General features: G+C 43.5%; 20 protein-coding genes. 7 read left to right on the forward strand and 13 right to left on the reverse strand.

Annotation, left to right across the window (positions count from 1 at the left end; all coding sequences use genetic code 11):
• Positions 1-110: 110 nt before the first annotated feature.
• Complete coding sequence (locus tag Q4B82_RS04140) at positions 111-956, reverse strand: ferritin-like domain-containing protein (RefSeq protein WP_303065163.1); 846 nt, start codon at positions 954-956, stop codon at positions 111-113.
• A 162-nt stretch (positions 957-1118) separates the two neighbouring features.
• Between Q4B82_RS04140 and lolA the strand changes: the two genes are divergently transcribed.
• Positions 1119-1736, forward strand: coding sequence for an outer membrane lipoprotein chaperone LolA (lolA, locus tag Q4B82_RS04145; protein ID WP_303065164.1), 618 nt, complete (start codon positions 1119-1121; stop codon positions 1734-1736).
• Between the two features lie 78 nt (positions 1737-1814).
• Here lolA and Q4B82_RS04150 read toward each other — a convergent pair whose 3' ends face one another.
• Together Q4B82_RS04150 and ubiA are read right to left on the reverse strand one after the other, a co-directional pair.
• A complete protein-coding gene (locus Q4B82_RS04150) occupies positions 1815-3146 on the reverse strand; it encodes a murein transglycosylase A (RefSeq protein WP_303065166.1) in 1332 nt (443 codons plus the stop codon).
• A 46-nt stretch (positions 3147-3192) separates the two neighbouring features.
• The gene (gene ubiA / locus Q4B82_RS04155) at positions 3193-4065 is read right to left on the reverse strand and encodes a 4-hydroxybenzoate octaprenyltransferase (RefSeq protein ID WP_303065199.1); all 873 of its coding nucleotides are present in this window, start codon (positions 4063-4065) and stop codon (positions 3193-3195) included.
• A gap of 163 nt (positions 4066-4228) precedes the next feature.
• Here ubiA and Q4B82_RS04160 point away from each other — a divergent pair, with 163 nt between their 5' ends.
• Both Q4B82_RS04160 and ykgO read left to right on the forward strand, forming a co-directional pair.
• Positions 4229-4501, forward strand: coding sequence for a type B 50S ribosomal protein L31 (locus tag Q4B82_RS04160; RefSeq protein WP_303065167.1), 273 nt, complete (start codon positions 4229-4231; stop codon positions 4499-4501).
• 1 nt (position 4502) lies between these two features.
• Positions 4503-4628 carry a type B 50S ribosomal protein L36 gene (gene ykgO / locus Q4B82_RS04165; RefSeq protein WP_097114056.1) on the forward strand — a complete coding sequence of 42 codons (126 nt, stop codon included), beginning with the start codon at positions 4503-4505 and terminating at the stop codon, positions 4626-4628.
• 57 nt (positions 4629-4685) lie between these two features.
• Here ykgO and Q4B82_RS04170 read toward each other — a convergent pair whose 3' ends face one another.
• The 5 genes from Q4B82_RS04170 to bfr (Q4B82_RS04190) form a co-directional block, all read right to left on the reverse strand.
• Positions 4686-5135, reverse strand: a complete 450-nt coding sequence (locus Q4B82_RS04170) for a hypothetical protein (RefSeq protein ID WP_303065168.1) — start codon at positions 5133-5135, stop codon at positions 4686-4688.
• 115 nt (positions 5136-5250) lie between these two features.
• Positions 5251-6357 (reverse strand): phosphoserine transaminase, encoded by a 1107-nt coding sequence (gene serC, locus Q4B82_RS04175; RefSeq protein ID WP_303065169.1) that lies wholly within the window; start codon positions 6355-6357, stop codon positions 5251-5253.
• Between the two features lie 197 nt (positions 6358-6554).
• Entirely contained in the window at positions 6555-7343 is a 789-nt protein-coding gene (locus Q4B82_RS04180; protein ID WP_303065170.1) for a TatD family hydrolase, read from the reverse strand.
• A gap of 259 nt (positions 7344-7602) precedes the next feature.
• A complete protein-coding gene (bfr, locus tag Q4B82_RS04185) occupies positions 7603-8076 on the reverse strand; it encodes a bacterioferritin (protein ID WP_303065171.1) in 474 nt (157 codons plus the stop codon).
• Between the two features lie 14 nt (positions 8077-8090).
• A complete protein-coding gene (gene bfr / locus Q4B82_RS04190) occupies positions 8091-8585 on the reverse strand; it encodes a bacterioferritin (RefSeq protein ID WP_303065172.1) in 495 nt (164 codons plus the stop codon).
• A gap of 360 nt (positions 8586-8945) precedes the next feature.
• Here bfr (Q4B82_RS04190) and dapA point away from each other — a divergent pair, with 360 nt between their 5' ends.
• From dapA to Q4B82_RS04210, 4 genes are all read left to right on the forward strand, one after another.
• A complete protein-coding gene (dapA, locus tag Q4B82_RS04195) occupies positions 8946-9821 on the forward strand; it encodes a 4-hydroxy-tetrahydrodipicolinate synthase (RefSeq protein ID WP_303065173.1) in 876 nt (291 codons plus the stop codon).
• Positions 9822-9877: 56 nt separating this feature from the next.
• Positions 9878-10999, forward strand: coding sequence for an outer membrane protein assembly factor BamC (bamC, locus tag Q4B82_RS04200; protein WP_303065174.1), 1122 nt, complete (start codon positions 9878-9880; stop codon positions 10997-10999).
• Positions 11000-11114: 115 nt separating this feature from the next.
• Positions 11115-12824, forward strand: coding sequence for a proline--tRNA ligase (locus Q4B82_RS04205; RefSeq protein WP_303065175.1), 1710 nt, complete (start codon positions 11115-11117; stop codon positions 12822-12824).
• Between the two features lie 230 nt (positions 12825-13054).
• Positions 13055-14533 (forward strand): DUF3360 family protein, encoded by a 1479-nt coding sequence (locus Q4B82_RS04210; protein ID WP_303065176.1) that lies wholly within the window; start codon positions 13055-13057, stop codon positions 14531-14533.
• A 358-nt stretch (positions 14534-14891) separates the two neighbouring features.
• Here the strand turns inward: Q4B82_RS04210 and fdx are convergent, their stop codons facing one another.
• From fdx to Q4B82_RS04235, 5 genes are all read right to left on the reverse strand, one after another.
• Positions 14892-15230, reverse strand: a complete 339-nt coding sequence (fdx, locus tag Q4B82_RS04215; protein WP_303065177.1) for an ISC system 2Fe-2S type ferredoxin — start codon at positions 15228-15230, stop codon at positions 14892-14894.
• 157 nt (positions 15231-15387) lie between these two features.
• Complete coding sequence (locus tag Q4B82_RS04220) at positions 15388-17370, reverse strand: DUF3488 and transglutaminase-like domain-containing protein (protein WP_303065178.1); 1983 nt, start codon at positions 17368-17370, stop codon at positions 15388-15390.
• Between the two features lie 18 nt (positions 17371-17388).
• Positions 17389-17985, reverse strand: coding sequence for a hypothetical protein (locus Q4B82_RS04225; protein ID WP_303065179.1), 597 nt, complete (start codon positions 17983-17985; stop codon positions 17389-17391).
• A 10-nt stretch (positions 17986-17995) separates the two neighbouring features.
• Entirely contained in the window at positions 17996-18550 is a 555-nt protein-coding gene (locus tag Q4B82_RS04230; protein WP_303065180.1) for a hypoxanthine-guanine phosphoribosyltransferase, read from the reverse strand.
• A 34-nt stretch (positions 18551-18584) separates the two neighbouring features.
• Positions 18585-19199 carry a TIGR00730 family Rossman fold protein gene (locus Q4B82_RS04235; RefSeq protein ID WP_303065181.1) on the reverse strand — a complete coding sequence of 205 codons (615 nt, stop codon included), beginning with the start codon at positions 19197-19199 and terminating at the stop codon, positions 18585-18587.
• Positions 19200-19537 lie beyond the last annotated feature (338 nt).

Raw genomic sequence — 19537 nt, forward strand, 5'->3', positions numbered from 1 at the left:
GGTCGCCAGGCATCAAAACGGTTTGGGCAAATGCGCCAGCAGGGGCGGAAATGTGGGGTGTCATGGTGTTCATTCCTTATTAAAAATGAGGAAAGTAATGGAAAATGTGTTCAGGTAGCTTTTTGTATGGCATGTTCAAAGTCTGCCAACATTGCCATTTCAAATGCGCTGAATCCCGCACGTTCACGTGCTTCTAAATTGACATAACCACGGAAAATAAACATATCGTATTGACGCAATAGTTTGCGGAACAATGCCATGGGCTCTAAACCGCGTTCATGACATAAGTAAGTGTACCAATGTGTGCCGATTTGTACATGTCCCACTTCATCGCGGTAAATGATGTCCAAGACTTCGCAGGTGGTGGTGTCGCCACGTTGCTGCACTTTTTCTTTGATGGCTGGGGTAACGTCCAAGCCACGTGCTTCTAAAACACGTGGTACCAAAGCCATGCGCAGGAGTGGGTCAAAAGCGGTTTTGTAAGCCATGTCCCACAAATTACCGTGTGCGGGAAAATCGCCATAGTCGTAACCGTGGGCTTGTAAACGTTGGCGCATCAGCGTGAAGTGTTCGGCTTCTTCTGCTGCTACACGCAACCAATCGCCTGTAAATTGCAGGGGTAGGGTGCGGAAACGGTGAGCTGCATCAAGAGCGAGATTGATGGCATTGAATTCGATGTGGCAAATGGCGTGCAACATGGCAGCATAGCCTTTGTTTGTACCCAGTTTGCGTTGTTGTACTTGGTGAGGAGCGACCAATTTGGGTTGATTGGGGCGACCTGCAATGTGTATGTCTGGCACTTGTGGTTGGGGCTGGCTTTTGTTTGTGATGCCGAAGCCTTTGATATTCAGGCTGCCTGAAAGCCAAGCATAGTGCAGTTGGCGTGTTTGGTCGGCTTTGAGCGTGGGTTGGGTTTCACATAAGGCTTGAAGCAGTAAATCAGCCAATTTTTCCATGATGTTGAATTAAAATTAGGTTAAGAAAGTGGTATTTTACCGCAATGAAATAAGGTTTTAACATTTCAGGCAGTCTTTACATTGTGCAATATGCATTTTAAGCTGCCTGAAAGTGTTATAAGATGAAAACTGATTATCGTGTCAATATGAAAGGATTATGCGATGAAACAAGGGAAAACAGTTTTGGTAACGGGTTTGTTGGCTGCATTTGCGACATTTTCGGTACACGCATCGGGCATTGATGCTTTGAAACGGTTTAATGCTGATACTGATGGTATCAGTGGTACATTTACCCAAACGGTTCAAGCCAAAAACAAAAAGCGTGTGAGTTCAGGCAGCTTTGAAATTTTGCGTCCTGGTTTGTTTAAATGGGAATATGTACAACCTGATAAACAAATTATTGTGGCAGATGGTAAATATATTTGGTTTTATGATGTTGAATTGAAACAGGTTACTCAATCTGAACAAGACCAAGCCATTGGTGGTAGTCCTGCTGCCATTTTGTCCAATAAACAGGCTTTGGAAAGCAGCTATGCTTTACAAGAAGAGGGCAATAAAGAGGGTTTGGATTATGTGTTGGCAACGCCCAAAAAGACCAATGCAGGTTATCAATTTGTGCGCATTGGTTTTAAAGAGGGTAATTTGGCAAGCATGGAGTTAAAAGACAGTTTTGGTAATCAAACGCGTATTCATTTTGCCAATATTAATACCCGACCGAATTTAACACGCAATGGTTTTCAATTTACGCCGCCTAAGAATGTGGGTGTGTTGAAACAGTAATGGATGAGACAAATAGGGAAAAATGGCTAATGGCTGGATAACAGTCATCAGCCATTTTTATGTTTATTGTATTTGAGATTATTTTTGTATGGGTGTCATGCCATTGGGCAACAGTTGCCATACATATCCAGGGTATTTTTGTTTGCCAGCGGTTGAACCTGCTGCATCGCCATAGCCCCAAAAATAGTCCACGCGTACTGCTCCTCTAATGGCGCTGCCTGTGTCTTGAGCAAGCATTAAGCGGTTTAAACTTTGTTGGGTATCGGGGTGGGTGGTGGCAACAAAAATGGGGGCGCCTAATGTGATGTATTGTTTGTCCACCGCAGCCGAAAAACCGCCTGTGAGTGGTACATCTAATGCGCCGATTGGGCCTTGTTCAGGTGAACCTGATAAAACACGGAAGAAAATATAACGTGGATTTTGTGCCAAAACTTCACCTAAACGATGTGGATTGTTTGCTAACCAGTTTTTGATGCCTTGCATGGAGGCTTGTGATGCAGGCAAATAATTTTTTTGTATCATGTATTTGCCAACAGAAGCGTAGGGATAATGATTGTGTCCAGCAAAACCCAAGCGTATGTATTCACCACTGGGGGTTTTAAGCCTGCCTGAACCTTGTATTTGTAAGAAAAGCAGCTCAATCGGATTTTCGGCGTAAGCAATAATGGGTGCACGGTTGTCCAATGCACCATTGTTGATTTCAGCACGGGTAAAATAAGGCACAAATTGGTTGCCGACAAAGCGTCCTTTAATGGCAGTATGGTTGTGGGTTGGGAATAAAGATAAATTGGCGGTGTATGCACCGTTGCTTTGAACACGGGCTTCATGGTTGGAAATCGGTTGAACGCGTATGGTGCTGTTGCTTTGATGTAGCGAGGTGGGTAAAGACAGAGAAACCAAATCGTAGGGTATGCCGTAAATGGGGTAACGTGCTTGCTGGCTCGGACGCACATCGCCTTTGAGTATGGGTTCATAATAGCCTGTAATTGTGCCTGAACGCTGACCATTTTGGCTGACTTGCCAAGGCGTGAAATTGTGTTCAAAAAAAAGTTTGGCAGCTTGGTCGTTGTTGGCGGTTTGTGCAGCACGCGTGCATACATTCTGCCAAGAGGCTTGTCTGCCAAGTTTGATGCAGCTGTTGCGAAATACGTTCAGGCTGCCTGAAAAGGGTTGATTGTGCCAGCTGGGCAGCTCTTGAAAGGAAACCGCGCGATAATGGGCTGTACCATTTCTTACTGTTGTGCCTTGAACAACTGCTGGGAGATGGGCATGGGTGTTGAGATTGGTGTGAGTTGATGTTGTGAGTGTATGTTTCACTTGAACAGGTGCGTTTTTACCAGAACAGGCAAATAGCATGAAAGCGGTTGAGCTGAGCAGTAAGGTACGCCAAGTAAAAAGAGATGTGTGCATTGATTTAACTTTCTTATTGAATTTGTGAATTGTGGCTGCCTGAAAATTACAACATGGCATAATGTGCCACAATGCCTGTGAACCAAAGCCAGCCTATGGTGTTGTTGCTTAAAAATGTGCGAAAACAGGCATCTCGGTCGCGGTTTTGGGTGGCAAGATATTGTTGATATTGGTGGTACACAACCAATCCCCAAGCCAGCCAGAATACCCATGTTGCTTCAATCAATACGCCAATTATCAGCATGCTGAAACTGGCTAAACCATGACATAAGGTGGCAATTTCGGCATCGTATTGACCAAAAGTAATCGCAGAAGTTTTAATGCCGATTTTTAAATCATCGGGTTTGTCTGCCATTGCGTAAAATGTGTCAAAAGCCAACGTCCAAAAAATATTGGTAATAAACAACACCCAAGCCAAAGCAGGTATGCTGTTTTGTATGGCAGTAAATGCCATCGGTATGCCAAATGAAAATGCCAAGCCCAAATACAGTTGAGGAATGGGAAAAAAACGCTTGGTCAATGGATAAGTCATTGCCAGAAATAAGGCGGGTAAACTCATTAAACGCGTGAGATGGTTTAATGGCAATAAACATAAGACAGCTAATAAACACAAAACAGCAATTAAAATCAAAGCTTCTTTTGTGTTCACTTCGCCTGTGGCAAAAGGGCGATGGCGTGTGCGCGCCACATGGACATCAAAATCACGGTCTGCCAAATCATTGGCAACACAGCCTGCGCTGCGCATTAAAAATGTACCAAGTACAAATACTATGGTTATCACAAAATCGGGCTTGCCCTCTGCGGCAATCCAGATTGCCCATAAAGTTGGCCATAAGAGCAGCAGTGTGCCAATCGGCTTGTCTGTACGCATCAGGCGAAGATAAATTTCTGCACGGTTTTTGAAATAAGCAAAATTCATTTTCAATGTTTTAATACCCAGCACATCAAGAAGATTGACCATTATAACAGTTTGCTCATTTTCAGGCTGCCTGAAAAATCATCATGGAAAAGACGATTGCTTTTTTTTAAATAGTGTTATACCATAACATAATAATCATTTTTTAACCCATTTGGAGTATGTGATGAAAGCAGGTATTCACCCTGAAAATTACCGCACCGTTTTATTTTATGACAGCAGTGCTGATGAAGGTTGGTTGATTCGTTCGTGTGCACCAACCAATCAAACCAAAGAGTGGACAGATGGACAAACTTATCCTGTGTTTATGTTGGATACTTCGTCTGCATCACACCCTGTTTACACAGGCAAGCAGCGTGAACACAATAAAGAAGGGCGTGCCAGCAAATTTAATCAGCGTTATGCGGGCATGATGTCGGCATTTAAAAAGGGGCAATAAGATGCAGGTTTTGTCTTCATTAAAAGCAGCGAAACAACGCCATCGTGATTGTCAAATTGTGCGCCGAAAAGGCAAAGTTTATGTGATTTGTAAATCTAATCCACGTTTTAAAGCACGTCAGCGTTGATGTTAAAATAAAAAAACCGACCGATAAAATCGGTCGGTTTTTGTAATTTAATTGGGTTTAGAAGTCCACCTTGTAAACTTTGTTACCTTCAAAAACCTCAGCAGAATAATCGCAAGTTGCTTTCTCGCATTCATTGATGGTGTAATTCAAATGATAAGTACCTGATTGTTTTGCTTGATAACCAAACATGGGTGAGCTATTGCCTGATTCGTGCATGGCAGCCAGTTGTTTGCCATTTTGACTTAAAGTCAAAGATGCTTCATTGCATTCATAATCACAGTCTGCCATAAAGGCATAAAATTTACCTTCTTTTAATTGAATAGGTAAACTCAAGGTTTTACCTTGTGCCAATTTACCTGTTTTGAAGAAATGTTGTTTTGCAGCAGAATCTTGCTTGGCGATTTCTTGCTTATTGATATCTTGTGCCTTACTCAACCAATTGTCTTCTGCCAAAGCAGGAGTGGTTAATGATACCATCAGTGTAATGGCAAAAATTTTTTTCAACATGATTTTCCCTTAATGAATATCTGATTGGTATCCAAATAATAAACTTTGGATACTTATCAGGATTAAAAATAGACTGCCTGAAATCCTTAACCTTTTCAGGCAGCCCTCTCAAAAATTAACCGTAGCGTTTTTGAAATTCTTTCATGAAATCAATTAGGGCTTCTACGCCTTGCAGAGGCATGGCATTGTAGATGCTGGCACGCATCCCACCCAATGATTTGTAACCGCGCAACAGTTGTAAACCGCGTGTGGTGGACTCTTGCGCGAACAATTCGTCCAAATCAGCATCGCCTGTAGTGAAAATCACATTCATTTTGGAACGTGCACCAGGGTGGACGTTGTTTTTGTAGAAACCGCCTGAACCGTCAATCGCATTATACAATGTTTTGGCTTTCAATGTGTTAATCGTTTCCATTTGTGCCACGCCGCCTTGCGATTGCAACCAACGGAACACCAAACCTGAAATGTAAATTGGGTAAGTGGCTGGCGTGTTGTACATGCCTTGACGTTGAACGTGTGATTTATAGTTCCACACGTCTGGAATGCGGTCGGAACAGCGTTCCAGCAAATCTTCGCGAATGATGACAATGGTCGCGCCGCTCGGTCCGATGTTTTTCTGTGCGCCTGCATAAATTACGCCAAAGTCGGACACATTGATTTTGCGGGACAAAATTTCCGATGACATATCGCAAATTAGGGGCGGCATGCCGTCTTCCAGTTTGGGGACTTCGCGGTATTGCAAGCCGTGTACGGTTTCGTTGATGATGAAATGCACGAATGCAGAATTTTTGTCAATATCCCAATTTTGCACGGGCGGTAAGTTGGTGTAGTTGTAGTCGCGTTTTCCGTCTGCCGCCAAATGGATTTTGGCATTGGTAAGTTTGTGCATTTGCGAATGGGCGATTTCGGACCAGTTGCCTGTTACCACGCTGTCCACGCGCTCAAAGCCATCGGCAAAATTCATCACGACTTGGTTGAATTGGGCAGATGCACCACCTTGCAAAAACAAGACCTTATAGTTATTCGGAATGTCCATAAGCTGACGGAGGTCTTGTTCGGCATGATACAAAATGCTGGCAAATACGTCCGAACGGTGACTCATGGTCATTACGGAAAAGCCTGTGCCGTTGTAGTCAAACATTTCGCTTTGGGCAGTACGCAACACGCTTTCGGGCAATACGGCTGGCCCTGCGGAGAAATTGTAAATGGGGGTTAAACTCATGGTGTGGCTTTCGCGAAGGCTGCCTGAAAACAGCATGGTTTGTGAGAATTGAAGCAATGCATTTTAGACGTTTATTGGTCTGTTTTGCAAGTATGGTCGCAGAATAATTGAAAAGGTACTACAGCATTGGTTCGTTTTGTTGTATTACTTGTACTGTCTGCGGCATTTTTGCAACTATATTTATTTGTTCAAGAATGTCAAGCATGATTAGGCTGCCTGAAAATGGTGCTGGGGAAGAGGGTTTGTAAATTGTTTTCACAGGCTTGTGCCAGTTGGGATAACTTGATGCCGCGTAAAGTGCAAACGATTTGGGCAATTTGGAATAAGTTGGCTGGGGTATTTGGGTTTTCAGGCAGCATATAGGGGCTGTCGGTTTCCAGTAATAAGGCATCAAGTGGCAATGTGCTTGCGGCGTGGCGTACTTTTTTTGCATTGGGATTGAGTAATAAGGTGCCGATGCCGATTTTGAAACCGAGTTTGATGAATGCTTGGGCTTCTTCAAGGCTGCCTGAAAAGGCATGGACGATGCCACCATAAGTGAAAGCGTGGTTTTTGATACTGTGTAATAAGGCAGCAGATGCTTTGACATTGTGTAAAATCACGGGTCGCTGGTGTTGTTTTGCTAAGTCAATTTGTTGCTCAAAAGCCCAGATTTGTTGTTCTTGAGCATTAAATGCCAATTGTTTGGGATAAAAGTCCAAACCAATTTCGCCTACCCAAATATTGGGATTTTCTGATAACAAAACATTGAGTTGAGATAAGTTATCTTGGTTCAAGCTGCCTGAAAACCAAGGGTGTATACCCAAGGCAACAGCACGAATTTCAGGCTGCCTGAAAAGATGCAAAACCGTTTGCCAGTCTTGTTCTTGGATTGATGGCACAATGAAACCTTTGACATTGGCTGCTGATGCAGCTGTGATGATTTCAGGCAGCTTGTTGATAAGTGGTGTGGCTGCCAAATGGCAATGGGTGTCGGTGAGCATCATAAGAAATGGGGAAAAAGGGTATATTGTAAAGTATGAGTGTGAGAGAAAACAGGTTGCAAGGTTTGCAAAATCCCATCTTTGGTAGATTTCTTCGTGCTGTGTTTTGTTAGTGCTTGATATTTCAATATTATCTGCGCGTTAGACTATGCTTGCACTTTGAATTGCGCCAAAGATGGGATTTTGCAAATGTTTCAGGCTGCCTGAAATATTCAGGCAGCCTGTTATTTTGGGGTTCTGAGATTTTTGGTAGTGGTTTGTGTTAGTCCTCTTGCGCCCCAAGTTGCAGGTAGTTTTGGATACCAATGTTTTCAATTTGTTCCAACTGTGTTTCTAACCAATCAATGCGCTCTTCATTTTCGTCTTTTTGCTTTTCAAGCAATTGGCGAGAAACATAGTCTTGTTGCGCTTCGCATACGGCAATGGCTGCAATCAAGGCTTCATGTTTTTCTTGCTCTTTTGCTAAATCACATTTGATGATTTCTTCAGGTGTTTCACCAATCAGCAGTTTGCCCAGCTCTTGTAAGTTGGGTAAACCCTCTAATAATAAAACACGTTCTATTATGGCATCTGCGGCTTTCATTTCTACAATAGACTGTTTGTAAAAATGACACCCTAATTCTTCAAGACCCCAATTTTTTAAAATTCGGGCATGGAGAAAATATTGGTTGATGGTTACCAATAATAAACCTAAGTTTTTGTTTAGTTGTTGAATAACTTGACGGTCGCCTTGCATGGTGTTCTCCTAAATCAATGACCGTAATTGGTGTCGGCATCGCCCATCATTTGACTTTGCAAATAATTTTGTTCACCCAGCAGTTTGATTAAACGAAGTTGTTGTTCTAACCAATGTGCATGGTCTTCTTCGGTGTCTTTTAGTTGTTCAACCAGTAATTGACGGGTAACATAGTCTTGTTTTTCTTCGCATAATTTGATGCCTTTTTTCAAATTATCGCGCACTTCAATTTCTGTATCCAAGTCAAATTGCAACATTTCGGTTACGTTTTTGCCAACTTTAACAGGTGCAGAAACCATACTAGGCGTACCGCCGAGCATCAAAATGCGGCGAATAAAACCTTCGGCATGTAAGGTTTCGTCTTCCATTTCATGACCAATGCGACTGAATAATTTAGTTAAACCCCATTCGGAGTACATACGGGAATGAATAAAATATTGGTCGCGTGCAGAAAGTTCGTTTGCCAATAAGAAATTTAAGTAATCAACTACGTCTTTATCGCCTTGCATGATGTTTTCCTTTTTAAAGGGTTGTTTGAATGGAGAGAATTTTATCAATTTGGCGAAATTTGTCAAAATTTTATTTTAAAATACAAACAATTATTATATTTGAATATGGCTATTTAGAAATTAAGAAGCATTTTTATTTATGAAATTTCATAAAATTATCAAATGATTGCATTGCGAGTAATTGTTGTTTGCTATTAATAGGGGAAATTAAAGCCTTTTTTTCTTTACTTAACTTTGCAATAATGATGTTGCATGCTGCCTGAAACTGGATAAGTAATACAGAGTATTTTGCACAATGAGTAAAGTAGGCTACAATCCACGCATTTATTGAACCTTGATTTGTGATTGAAGGTGGTTTCTATGCTAACAGGCAGCCTTGTTGCCCTTATTACCCCCATGCACGCAGACGGCAGCGTGAATTTTGCACAGTTAAACAATTTAATTGATTGGCATATCGAAAATGGTACTGACGCGCTGGTTGCGGTAGGTACAACAGGTGAATCTGCCACTTTATCGGTGGAAGAACATTTGGCTGTAATTGAAGCGGTGGTCAATCATACAGCCAAACGGATTCCTGTTATTGCAGGTACGGGTGCAAACAACACACAAGAAGCAATTGCTTTATCTGAAGCTGCCAAACGTTTGGGTGCGGATTACACCTTGTCGGTTGTGCCGTATTACAATAAACCTTCACAAGAAGGTATTTATCAACATTTTAAAGAAATTGCACAAGCAGTTGATATTCCGATGATTATTTACAATGTGCCAGGAAGAACGGTGGTGGATATGAGTAATGAAACCATTTTGCGTTTGGCACAAATTGCTAATATTGTGGGTGTAAAAGAAGCCAGTGGCGATGTGGCGCGTGCTTTGTCCTTATTTAAAGATGCACCACAAGATTTTGCTGTTTATTCAGGCGATGACCCAACAGGATTACCATTTATGCTTTGTGGTGGACACGGTGTCATTAGTGTTGCCGCTAATGTTATGCCTAAAGCATTTGCATCAATGTGTCGCCATGCCTTAAAAGGCGAAATTGCCCAAGCGCGTGCATTGAATGAGCAGATGATACCTCTTTATGATGTGCTGTTTTGTGAGTCGAGTCCCGCACCGACAAAATGGGCAATGGCGCAATTGAATTTATGTGATGAACACTTGCGTTTGCCGATTATGCCTTTGACTGAAGGTGGTCAGAATAAAGTTCAGGCAGCCTTGCAAGCGGTTAAATTACTTTAAAATCCAATTCAATTTATGCTTTTTCATCTCAAACCTAAAATAGACGGACAACCAGCATGAAAACAAATCAAATCCTTATTCTCGCACTTGCAGCCATTGGATTGGTTGCTTGTTCAAGCGATAAAAATTCACCGAAATTGGATTACCAATCTGAAAACCAAAAAATCATCAGTTTGGAAGTGCCACCTGATTTGAACGACCCGCGTAATGGCGATTTATACACATTGCCAGCTGGCATAAGTGCACGCCATGATGCCACCAAAGTACAAGCAGACAATAAAAATCGAGTATTGGCACAAGTGAAAGATGTGCGTATTGAACGACACGGTTCGCAACGTTGGTTGGTTGTAGACGGTAAAAAAGCAGCGGAAATGTGGTCTTTGCTGCGGGCTTTTTGGTTGGAAGCTGGTTTTACTATTTATTCAGAAGAAGCGCGTGCAGGTTTAATGGAAACCGATTGGGCAGAAAATCGTGCCAAATTGCCTAACCAAGGTTTGCGCCGTTTGTTGGATAAAGTGGGCATTGGAGGCATCTATACCACCAGTGAACGCGATAAATTTTTGATTCGCATGGAACACAACAATCAAGGCGGTTTAGATATTTTCTTTACCCATAAAGGTTTAGAAGAAGTCTACGATAACAAAAATAAAGACACCACTGTTTGGCAACCGCGTGCCAGCGACCCCAATTTAGAAGCCGCATTTATGGCGCGTTTCATGCAATATTTGGGTGCTGATGAAGCAGTCATCAATCAGCAATTACAACAAAAAATAGATGACAGTAAAGGTACACAATTTGCCAAACGCGAAGCAAATAGCGTTTTGGTTTACGGCTCCGCTGAACGTAATATCAACCGCATCGCCTCTGCATTAGACAGAACAGGTTTAACGGTACAACAATTTGTCAGCGAGCGCGGTATGTTTGTGGTGCGCCCAGCTCCCAATGTCAGCGATGCGGTACGTCAAGCAGATAGCAAAAAGACCAGTTGGTTTGGTGGCTTATTTGGTGGTAATAAAACAGAAGAAGCTCCTGTGCTTGAACAAGCACCGCAAATGTTTGTGGCTCTTGAAAATGCAGGCAATGCACAACGCATTCATTTATTAGACCAAATGGGCAAGCCTTATACAGGCAGCAATGCAGCTAAATGGCTTGACAGTTTATATCGTGAATTGCGTTGATGACACGTTGACATCATGCAAAGGCTGCCTGAAAACAAATCTGGTTTTCAGGCAGCCTTTTGTTGCTAAAACTGCTAAAATCGCCTTTTTTCCTATTTTCACAAAGTTCAACATCATGAAAGCCAGCCAATTTTTCATCTCCACGCTCAAAGAAGCCCCCAACGAAGCCACTTTGCCCAGCCACAAACTCATGCTCCGCGCAGGTTTAATCAAAGCCAACGCCTCGGGCTTGTACACTTGGATGCCCATGGGTTTGCGCGTTTTACGCAAAGTGGAAAACATCGTCCGCGAAGAAATGAACCGCGCAGGCAGCGTGGAATTGCTCATGCCCGTGATTCAGCCAGCCGAATTGTGGCAAGAAAGCGGTCGCTGGGAATTTTACGGCAAAGAATTGTTGCGCATCAAAGACCGCAAAGATGCCGATTTCTGTTTCAGCCCCACTTGCGAAGAATTGATTACCGATATTGTTCGCAAAGAAATCAATTCATACAAACAATTGCCCAAAAATTTCTACCACATCAACACCAAATTCCGTGATGAAATCCGCCCCCGTTTTGGCGTGATGCGCGCACGCGAGTTTGTGATGAAAGACGCTTACTCTTTTCATGCCGATTTTGCCTCTTTGACACAAACTTATCAAGCCATGTATGACGCTTATTGCCGTGTTTTCAATCGCTTGGGTTTGAAATACCGTCCCGTTGCCGCCGACACGGGCAGCATAGGCGGCACAGGCTCGCACGAATTTCAAGTGCTGGCTGAAAGTGGCGAAGACGTGATTGCGTACAGCGACAGCTCCGACTACGCGGCAAACGTGGAGTTGGCACAAACCTTGCCGCTTTCAGGCAGCCGCGCCGAACCCACGCAAACCTTAACCAAAGTGCATACGCCCAATGTGAAAACCATACAGCAACTGGTTGAATTTTTAAACATTTCTGTTGAAAGCACCTTAAAATCCATCGTGGTGGAAGGCGAAAACGAGGGCGAACTCGTGTTGCTCTTGTTGCGTGGCGACCATGAATTGAACGAAATCAAAGCCGAAAAATTGGCTGGCGTGAAATCGCCTTTAACCATGGCGCAGCCTGAACAGATTCTGGCACAATTTGGTGCCAATGGCGGTTCGCTCGGGCCCGTTGGTTTTAAAGGGAAAGTGTATGCCGACTTCGCCACCGAAAAAGGCACAGATTGGGTCATTGGTGCCAACGAAGACGACTTCCACCACACAGGTTTCCATTTTGGGCGCGATGCTGCCGAACCCGAATTTGTGGATTTGCGCAATGTGATTGAGGGCGACCCTAGCCCTTGCGGTTCAGGCAGCCTGAAATTGGCGCGTGGCATTGAAGTGGGACACGTTTTCCAGTTGCGCGACAAATACGCCAAAGCCATGAACGCCACCTTTTTGGACAACAACGGCAAAGCACAAATCATGGAAATGGGCTGCTACGGCATAGGCATCACGCGCGTGGTGGCGGCAGCGATTGAACAAAACCATGATGAAAAAGGGATTATTTGGACAGAAGCCATGTCGCCCTTTACCGTTGTGATTGTGCCGATGAACTACAAAAAATCCGATGACGTGAAAAACGCCGCCGACCAAATTTATGCCGATTTGCTGGCTGCTGGCGTGGACGTGTTGCTGGACGACCGCGATGAACGCGCAGGCGTGCTGCTCAACGACAGCGAATTGTTGGGCATTCCGCACCGCATTGCCGTGGGCGACCGCGCCTTAAAAGAAGGCAATGTGGAATACGCCCACCGCCGCGATGGGGTATCCGAAAACGTGGCTTTGAGCGAAATTGTGGCGAAAATCAAGAATTTGTTGGTGTAATTTTGTAGGCTGCCTGAAAGGTTCTTAATGGCTTTTCAGGCAGCCTTTGGGTGTATGCTTTGTTATTCATCGTTTTAATAGATGCAGTCGTTTAAAATGAATGCAAATTACCGTATTGCTCAACGTCCTTGTGTACGGCTCTCGTTATTGTATTGTTCGCGTTAATTTTAAATGACTATTATATATTGTTATAAAAGAAGAATTTTTAACTGCAATTTTGGGAGAATTTCGTGACTACCGAACTCAATCAAGAAAAAAGCCATTCAGAATTACACAAACCGCGTTCGGCATTTGCCACGCGCAATGATTATTTGGAACACGAATTACAAATTTTGCGTCCCAAACGTTGGCGACTGAATGTGCCATTCAAAGATTACCGTTTTGAATTTGAAGATTTAATCCCTGCTATGGCTGGTACAATTGGCAAAATTGTCATGGTGGGGGCAGTGGCTGCGGCGTTTGCCACACCTTTGGGGCTGCCTGAAAGTTTTGTGTTGGAAAATGTGCGCTATGAATTATTGATTGTATCGCTGTTTATTATTTTGCTGTGTGCCTTATTTTTGCCAACTGCCAATTTACCTGGAACGCATGGACCTTTAATTCCCATGATTCCTTTGGTGGTGGCGGCTGGTGGACACCCATTGGCATTTGGTTTGCTGCTGGGGTTGTTTGGCTTAATATTGGGGCTGACCAAAGGAGGCAGCCTTATGGCAAAGCTAACCAGCAATGGTGTGAGTGGGGGGCTGCTGCTGTATTTGGGTTTCATTGGCACAACGGGGCAAGTGAAAACCCTGTTTAAATGGGCAGAAGGCATCAATTTGCCACACATTGCCTTTGTCGTGATTTTGGGGACGATTATTTTGTATGCGCTGCTGGAACATTGGGGCAAACGTTGGCTGGCTGTGCCATTGGGCTGCTTTTTGGCAGGGGCTACGGCTTGGATTTTGGGTGCGCCATTCACATTCAAAACCGAACCAGGTTTACCCAATATGAATCCTGCCTATTGGTGGGGCGAAAACACAGGCTGGCAAATGGGTTTGCCCACGTTTGACAGTTTCTTGGTGGTATTCCCGTTTGCGGTTTTGGCGGTGGCGATGTGGTCGCCCGACTTTTTGGGACACCAAGTTTTCCAAAAATTGAATTATCCCGAAAAAGCCGAAAAAGCCCACATGGACATTGACGACACCATGGTCAGTTGCGCCATGCGACAAACCGCAGGTTCTATTTTGGGTGGTGCGAATTTCACATCATCTTGGGGAACGTATATTGTGCCAGCGTCCATTGCCAAACGTGGCATTCCAGCAGGTGCTTTGCTGACGGCAATATTCTGTATCGTGGCAAGTTTGTGGGGTTATCCGATGGATTTGGCGATTTGGCAGCCTGTGTTAAGCGTGGCATTGATTGTGGGCGTGTATGTACCTTTGTTGGAAGCTGGCATGGAAATGACCCGTAAAGGCAAAACCACACAATCGGCAGCAATTGTGGTATTTGCATCGGCTTTGGTTAATCCTGTATTTGGCTGGTCGCTGACCATGTTGTTGGACAATTTGGGCTTGATTGGCGACAAAAAACGCAGTACTGAATTAGGTACTGTGGGGCGTTTAATTGTACCGCTGGTGGGTTTTGTTGTGTTGTGTGTTGCGATGGCTGCGGTGGGTATGTTGCCAGGTATTCCTGCATTTTTGCCACAGTTTAGGAACTTGGGATAATGTGGGTTTTCAGGCGGCTTGAAATATTTTGCGTAAGGTGTGTACTGTACCTAACTTCAAGAGATTTTAATGATTTTGGTGTTTATGGTACGCATCAATACAAAATATGTGGTTGTTTAAAATTATGGTTAATTTATTTAAAATAGTGCAAGCGCAGGGTTCTATTTGTTTCACCATTTTCTTAATTAAATATGGACTTGGTGCAATAAGTTGTGTTCTATTTTAATTTTAAAATAACTGCAATTTCTATCTTTGTGTTTATGACAAAGTTTTTAGCTGCCTGAAAACATATTTGAATGGATTCGTTTTCAGGCAGCCATTAAGATTATAAGAGTGTGTTTGATTTGCAGTTGAGTGTTTAATGTTCGCGTGCATGGTTGATGGTGTATTTGGGGATTTCTACCACCAAATCTTCTTTCCCTACAATGGCTTGACAGCTTAAGCGTGAATCGGCTTCTAAACCCCATGCTTGGTCAAGTAGGTCTTCTTCTAGTTCACTTGGTTCGGTCATACTGTCAAAACCTTGACGAATGATGACGTGGCAAGTGGTACAAGCACAAGATTGGTCGCAGGCGTGTTCAATGTCTATGTGGTTGTCCAATAAAATGTCGCATACGGTTCTGCCACTTTCTGCTGTATCAATAACAAGACCTGTGGGACAAAGTTCTTGATGGGGGAGAACGGTAATTTTTGGCATGGTTTTCCTTAATACTTTGATGTTTGTGAAGCGTGATTGTACCGCAACTGGGCGTGAAGTGGGGTGTTAATAGTCTGTTGTAATTAAGGGATTTTCAGGCAGCTTACTGTGTGTGAAAATTAAAGTGTGATATGGGTTTAGGCTGCCTGAAAACACATTAATCTTTGTGTTGGCGGTATTTGCGCGACATTTTACACGCACGTTTATACCATGCATTTGCTTGATGAGGTGCAACGCTTTGTGGACTGGCATAATTAAGTTTGATGTATTCGTTCAAAAGTTGTGCTAAATCGGGTGTGAATAAATCATCATCATGCAAAATTTGGCGCAATTCCATTGGGGCAATGGTGGCTAAATTGGGGTAATCTTTGCCAAGCAAACGGCGTTTGAGCAACATGAAACCATAAGATAAGGGTTCGATGTCTTGTTTGCGTGAACGTCGCCACCACAACCAAATTGGAATAAGCGCAGGTAAACAGCCTAATAGTAATACCATTAAGATGCTGCTGGGACTGACTTTGTCAAAGCCCAATTTGGCAAATAAGCTTTGTTGGCGAGTGTCATCGTAATTGACTACCCATTGTTGCCAGTAAAAGCGACTTTGGTCTGCCCATGCTTGCCAAAAGGGTTCACGTCCCGATAGTTCGCCTGCTTCGCTTTCGGGTAGGGCGGCATTTACACCATTTTCAATGCGTTCCGCAGCCACGGCTGCGGTTGGGTCAATTCGTTGCCATACTTGTTGGTTTGCTAACCAAACTTCTGTCCAAGCATGGGCATCTTTGCTGCGGATTTGCCAGAATTCGCCTGCTTCATTGTATTCACCACCTTGATAACCTGTTACCACTCGGGCAGGTATGCCCGCGGCACGCATCATCACAACAAAAGCATCAGCATAGTGTTCGCAAAAACCTTGTCGGCTGGTAAACAGAAAATCATCGGTGGTGTTGTTGCCTGAAAAAACAGGCGGTTTGAGGGTGTACACAAAACCTTGTTCTGTAAAATAACGGTAGGCATTGTGGATAAAGGTTTCGGTATCGCCACCGCTTTGGCGATGGAGTTTTTGTGCCAATAGGCGTGTTTGCAGATTGGTGTTTTCAGGCAGCCTAGTATAAAAAGCGATTTCACTATCATTTAGCTGGTGAGGCAAGCGGTCGGATAGGCTGGCTTCTAAACGCAGTCGGCGCACACCTTCACGGCTGTATGTGCGCAATACATTGCCCATTTCGTGGTAAATGCCACGTCTTTGGGAAGTAAAGGGATAATCTAAAGCAGGAATGCGTCCATCTTGGTCTTCTGCGATGAGTTGGTAGCTGATGTGTGGTGTGCTTTCTGCGGGGCTGGCACGGTCTCGGTATTCTTTTAAGGTGTGCCATGCACCATCGCGATATTCCCCCATAATCATCATGCGCCAATAGAGTTGGTTTTGGCGTGGTGTGATGCCGTTGTCAAAAGTGGCGGAAAAAGCGGGTTCGTTGCTCAATATCAAATTGCCAATGCTACCTGGTTTCATGCTTTCTGAAATGCCTGTGGTCGATTGGGCAGCTGGCATTTGGGGTACGCCCCATAAGGGTGATGCGCGGCGCGGCATGGTTACAAACAACAGGAGCATGGGTAACAAAGTCAATAAAAAACCGATGAAGCTGTGATGCAAGGCAGATTTGAAATCCAAATGATTGAGCATACTCAAAGAGATGCCCATCATCATCAGACACAGAAATACCCATAAAGCGGTAAACAAACCTTGTTCAAACAAGACTGCACCTGTAAGCAAAAACAACATTGCCATCACCAAAACTTGCCAATCACGGCGTGTTTCGCCTTCGCAGGATTTTAAAACGGCGAGTAGGAGCAAAAAAGAGATGCCACCTTCTAAACCAAAAATGGTACCCAGCTGCCCCATAACCAGTGCAATAACTCCTAGCATAAGGGGCAACAGCAACCCGATTTTCAGGCTGCGAATGCCGTAAAACAACAAAATAATGCGGACAAGCAGCAAGAAACCAAAAATGCTAACTACGCCCAAAGGTAGCTGCATGAGCAAGGGGACGGAAACGGCTGCCAGCGAGCTCAATACAAACAGCATGGCTTTGAAGTCAGGTGTGCTGTTTAAATAAGTGGGATTGGGAAGATTAATGCTCATGGTTCAGATGATTGAAAGCTACTGGTTTTCAGGCAGCCTGTGTTTAAAAGCGACTTGTTCCAAATATTGAATGCGGCGGTTGAGATGTTTGATTTCACATTGCAAAATGGCATTTTCGTGGCGTATGGTTTGCAATGCTTCATGCAATGCCTGTTCATTTTCGTGACTGGGTTGGTTGGCTTGTGTTTCAGTCGCTTGAAATTGCAATAGTTGAGCTAAAAAATGCAAACTTTGGGCTGCCTGAACAACATATTGGTTGATGCGTTTTGCTTGGGTTTCGCCAAAAATGCGGCTTAAATCTTGTTGTGGTGTATATCGTATTGTTGACCATTCGGCTAAAAGAAAATACGCTAATTCGGTATCGCCTTGAATGTTGATTTGTTGCCAGTCTATGTGACGATTACGCAATAAATCTCCCAGTACTTGTGGTGGGCAAGAGAAAGTAACATCGGCTTGGCGTTGGGTGTGGGAGAACAGACCATCGCTGCCAATGCGGGCTCTGATTTGCCACATATCACCATGTAGGCCCACAACCATGCCATTGTAGGCACTTAAACGTTGGCATACTTGGGGATTATGTTGCAAAATGTGGTTGATGACGTTTAAGGGTAACATATTGTATAGATTACTTTATTGCATAGATTGCGCCCAAATTGCGCCACATATTGCCTGCGTCCATGCCATAGCCAAAAACATAGCGATTGGGGACGTTTAGACCCACATAATCGGCACGAATGGGCTTGGTTTGGTCTATTAATTTGTTGGCAAAAACGGCAGTACGACATGATTTTGCACCCAATTTTTTAATGTGGGATACAACTTCCAACATGGTTAAACCTTCATCAAGAATGTCGTCCAATATCAAAACATCACGACCTGCTACATCTTTGGGTTCGCGCAACCATTTGAATGCGCCACCTTGCAGTTTGTCGCCATAACGCGTAATGTGGATATAATCAAAATCCAGAGGGAAATCCAATAAAGGCAACAATTTGCCAGTAAAAATCACGGCACCGCCCATAACAGGCAGAATCAGGGGATAGCTATTGCCTAAATCGTTTTTGATGCGTGTTGCCATGCGCTGTAAAGCCGCATCGCATTCTGTTTCGCTGTAAATCAAATCGGCAGCGTTTAATAATTGTTGAGCCTGTTGGTGGCGTTGTAATAAAGCGGTATCCATGTGGTTTGCCTTGTTGTTGGTTTCTATGCTGCTTTTAAAACGCAGGTTGGAAACGAATAATGGTTTCAACAATTTCATCATCGTTGTCCAAAATATGCAACAAATCCAAATCATTGTCATCAATTAAATTGTGTGCTGCCAAATGTTCACGCAACCAATCTAACAAACCTTGCCAAAAAGTACTGCCCACTAAAATGATGGGGCATTTGGCAATTTTGCCTGTTTGAATCAGGGTTAATGTTTCAAACAATTCGTCTAAAGTACCAAAACCACCTTCCATGACCACAAAAGCAAAAGCATATTGAACCAACATGGCTTTGCGAGATGGAAAATGTTGGAAAGTTAAAGAAATATCCTGATAGGGATTGGCTTGTTGTTCGTTTGGCAACACAATATTCATGCCCACAGTAGGGGTTTTGCCTGCAAATGCTCCTTTATTCGCCGCTTCCATGATGCCAGGTCCGCCACCTGAAATTACCGTAAAACCCGCATCAGATAAACGGCGTGCCAAACGTTCGGTTCTTTGGTATTCGGGGTGTTCGGGTTGAATACGGGCACTACCAAATATGGTTACGGCGGGGGGTAAATTGTGTAATATGTGTTCGGGTTGTGTGAATTCATCACAAATGCCATGTAGGGCAGTGTTCATGGTGTTCCTTGTCTTAAATATAACAACTCAATTGAGCATGTTTAAAACGGTGAAGTTCAGGCTGTTTGGAAGTTGTTTGACGTATTTGGGTAGCCTATGATTTAGGTGGTGATTTTATTGTTTCAGGTTTTTAACAATTTCTTGCAGGGTTTGATTTCGTTCACGTTCAATTTCTAAATTTGTTCACGGTAGATGTTTCGATAGTCATCGCAGGCATTTTGAGTCTGCAAAAAGATTTCATACCATGAATAAAGTTCATAAATGCCAAATATTGAATGATAAATCCAAATAATTAAGATTGAACAAAGTATCAAAATGCCCAAAATGATTAACTATTT

It is taken from the genome of Alysiella sp. (genome assembly GCF_030525755.1).
In the GTDB taxonomy this organism is placed as follows: domain Bacteria; phylum Pseudomonadota; class Gammaproteobacteria; order Burkholderiales; family Neisseriaceae; genus Simonsiella.

Excerpts from the sequence above, each read along its gene's own strand:
- Q4B82_RS04140 (WP_303065163.1), bottom strand. The coding sequence starts at position 956 with ATGGAAAAATTGGCTGATTTACTGCTTCAAGCCTTATGTGAAACCCAA.
- lolA (WP_303065164.1), top strand. The coding sequence starts at position 1,119 with ATGAAACAAGGGAAAACAGTTTTGGTAACGGGTTTGTTGGCTGCATTT.
- Q4B82_RS04150 (WP_303065166.1), bottom strand. The coding sequence starts at position 3,146 with ATGCACACATCTCTTTTTACTTGGCGTACCTTACTGCTCAGCTCAACC.
- ubiA (WP_303065199.1), bottom strand. The coding sequence starts at position 4,065 with ATGAATTTTGCTTATTTCAAAAACCGTGCAGAAATTTATCTTCGCCTG.
- Q4B82_RS04160 (WP_303065167.1), top strand. The coding sequence starts at position 4,229 with ATGAAAGCAGGTATTCACCCTGAAAATTACCGCACCGTTTTATTTTAT.
- ykgO (WP_097114056.1), top strand. The coding sequence starts at position 4,503 with ATGCAGGTTTTGTCTTCATTAAAAGCAGCGAAACAACGCCATCGTGAT.
- Q4B82_RS04170 (WP_303065168.1), bottom strand. The coding sequence starts at position 5,135 with ATGTTGAAAAAAATTTTTGCCATTACACTGATGGTATCATTAACCACT.
- serC (WP_303065169.1), bottom strand. The coding sequence starts at position 6,357 with ATGAGTTTAACCCCCATTTACAATTTCTCCGCAGGGCCAGCCGTATTG.
- Q4B82_RS04180 (WP_303065170.1), bottom strand. The coding sequence starts at position 7,343 with ATGATGCTCACCGACACCCATTGCCATTTGGCAGCCACACCACTTATC.
- bfr (WP_303065171.1), bottom strand. The coding sequence starts at position 8,076 with ATGCAAGGCGACCGTCAAGTTATTCAACAACTAAACAAAAACTTAGGT.
- bfr (WP_303065172.1), bottom strand. The coding sequence starts at position 8,585 with ATGCAAGGCGATAAAGACGTAGTTGATTACTTAAATTTCTTATTGGCA.
- dapA (WP_303065173.1), top strand. The coding sequence starts at position 8,946 with ATGCTAACAGGCAGCCTTGTTGCCCTTATTACCCCCATGCACGCAGAC.
- bamC (WP_303065174.1), top strand. The coding sequence starts at position 9,878 with ATGAAAACAAATCAAATCCTTATTCTCGCACTTGCAGCCATTGGATTG.
- Q4B82_RS04205 (WP_303065175.1), top strand. The coding sequence starts at position 11,115 with ATGAAAGCCAGCCAATTTTTCATCTCCACGCTCAAAGAAGCCCCCAAC.
- fdx (WP_303065177.1), bottom strand. The coding sequence starts at position 15,230 with ATGCCAAAAATTACCGTTCTCCCCCATCAAGAACTTTGTCCCACAGGT.
- Q4B82_RS04220 (WP_303065178.1), bottom strand. The coding sequence starts at position 17,370 with ATGAGCATTAATCTTCCCAATCCCACTTATTTAAACAGCACACCTGAC.
- Q4B82_RS04225 (WP_303065179.1), bottom strand. The coding sequence starts at position 17,985 with ATGTTACCCTTAAACGTCATCAACCACATTTTGCAACATAATCCCCAA.
- Q4B82_RS04230 (WP_303065180.1), bottom strand. The coding sequence starts at position 18,550 with ATGGATACCGCTTTATTACAACGCCACCAACAGGCTCAACAATTATTA.
- Q4B82_RS04235 (WP_303065181.1), bottom strand. The coding sequence starts at position 19,199 with ATGAACACTGCCCTACATGGCATTTGTGATGAATTCACACAACCCGAA.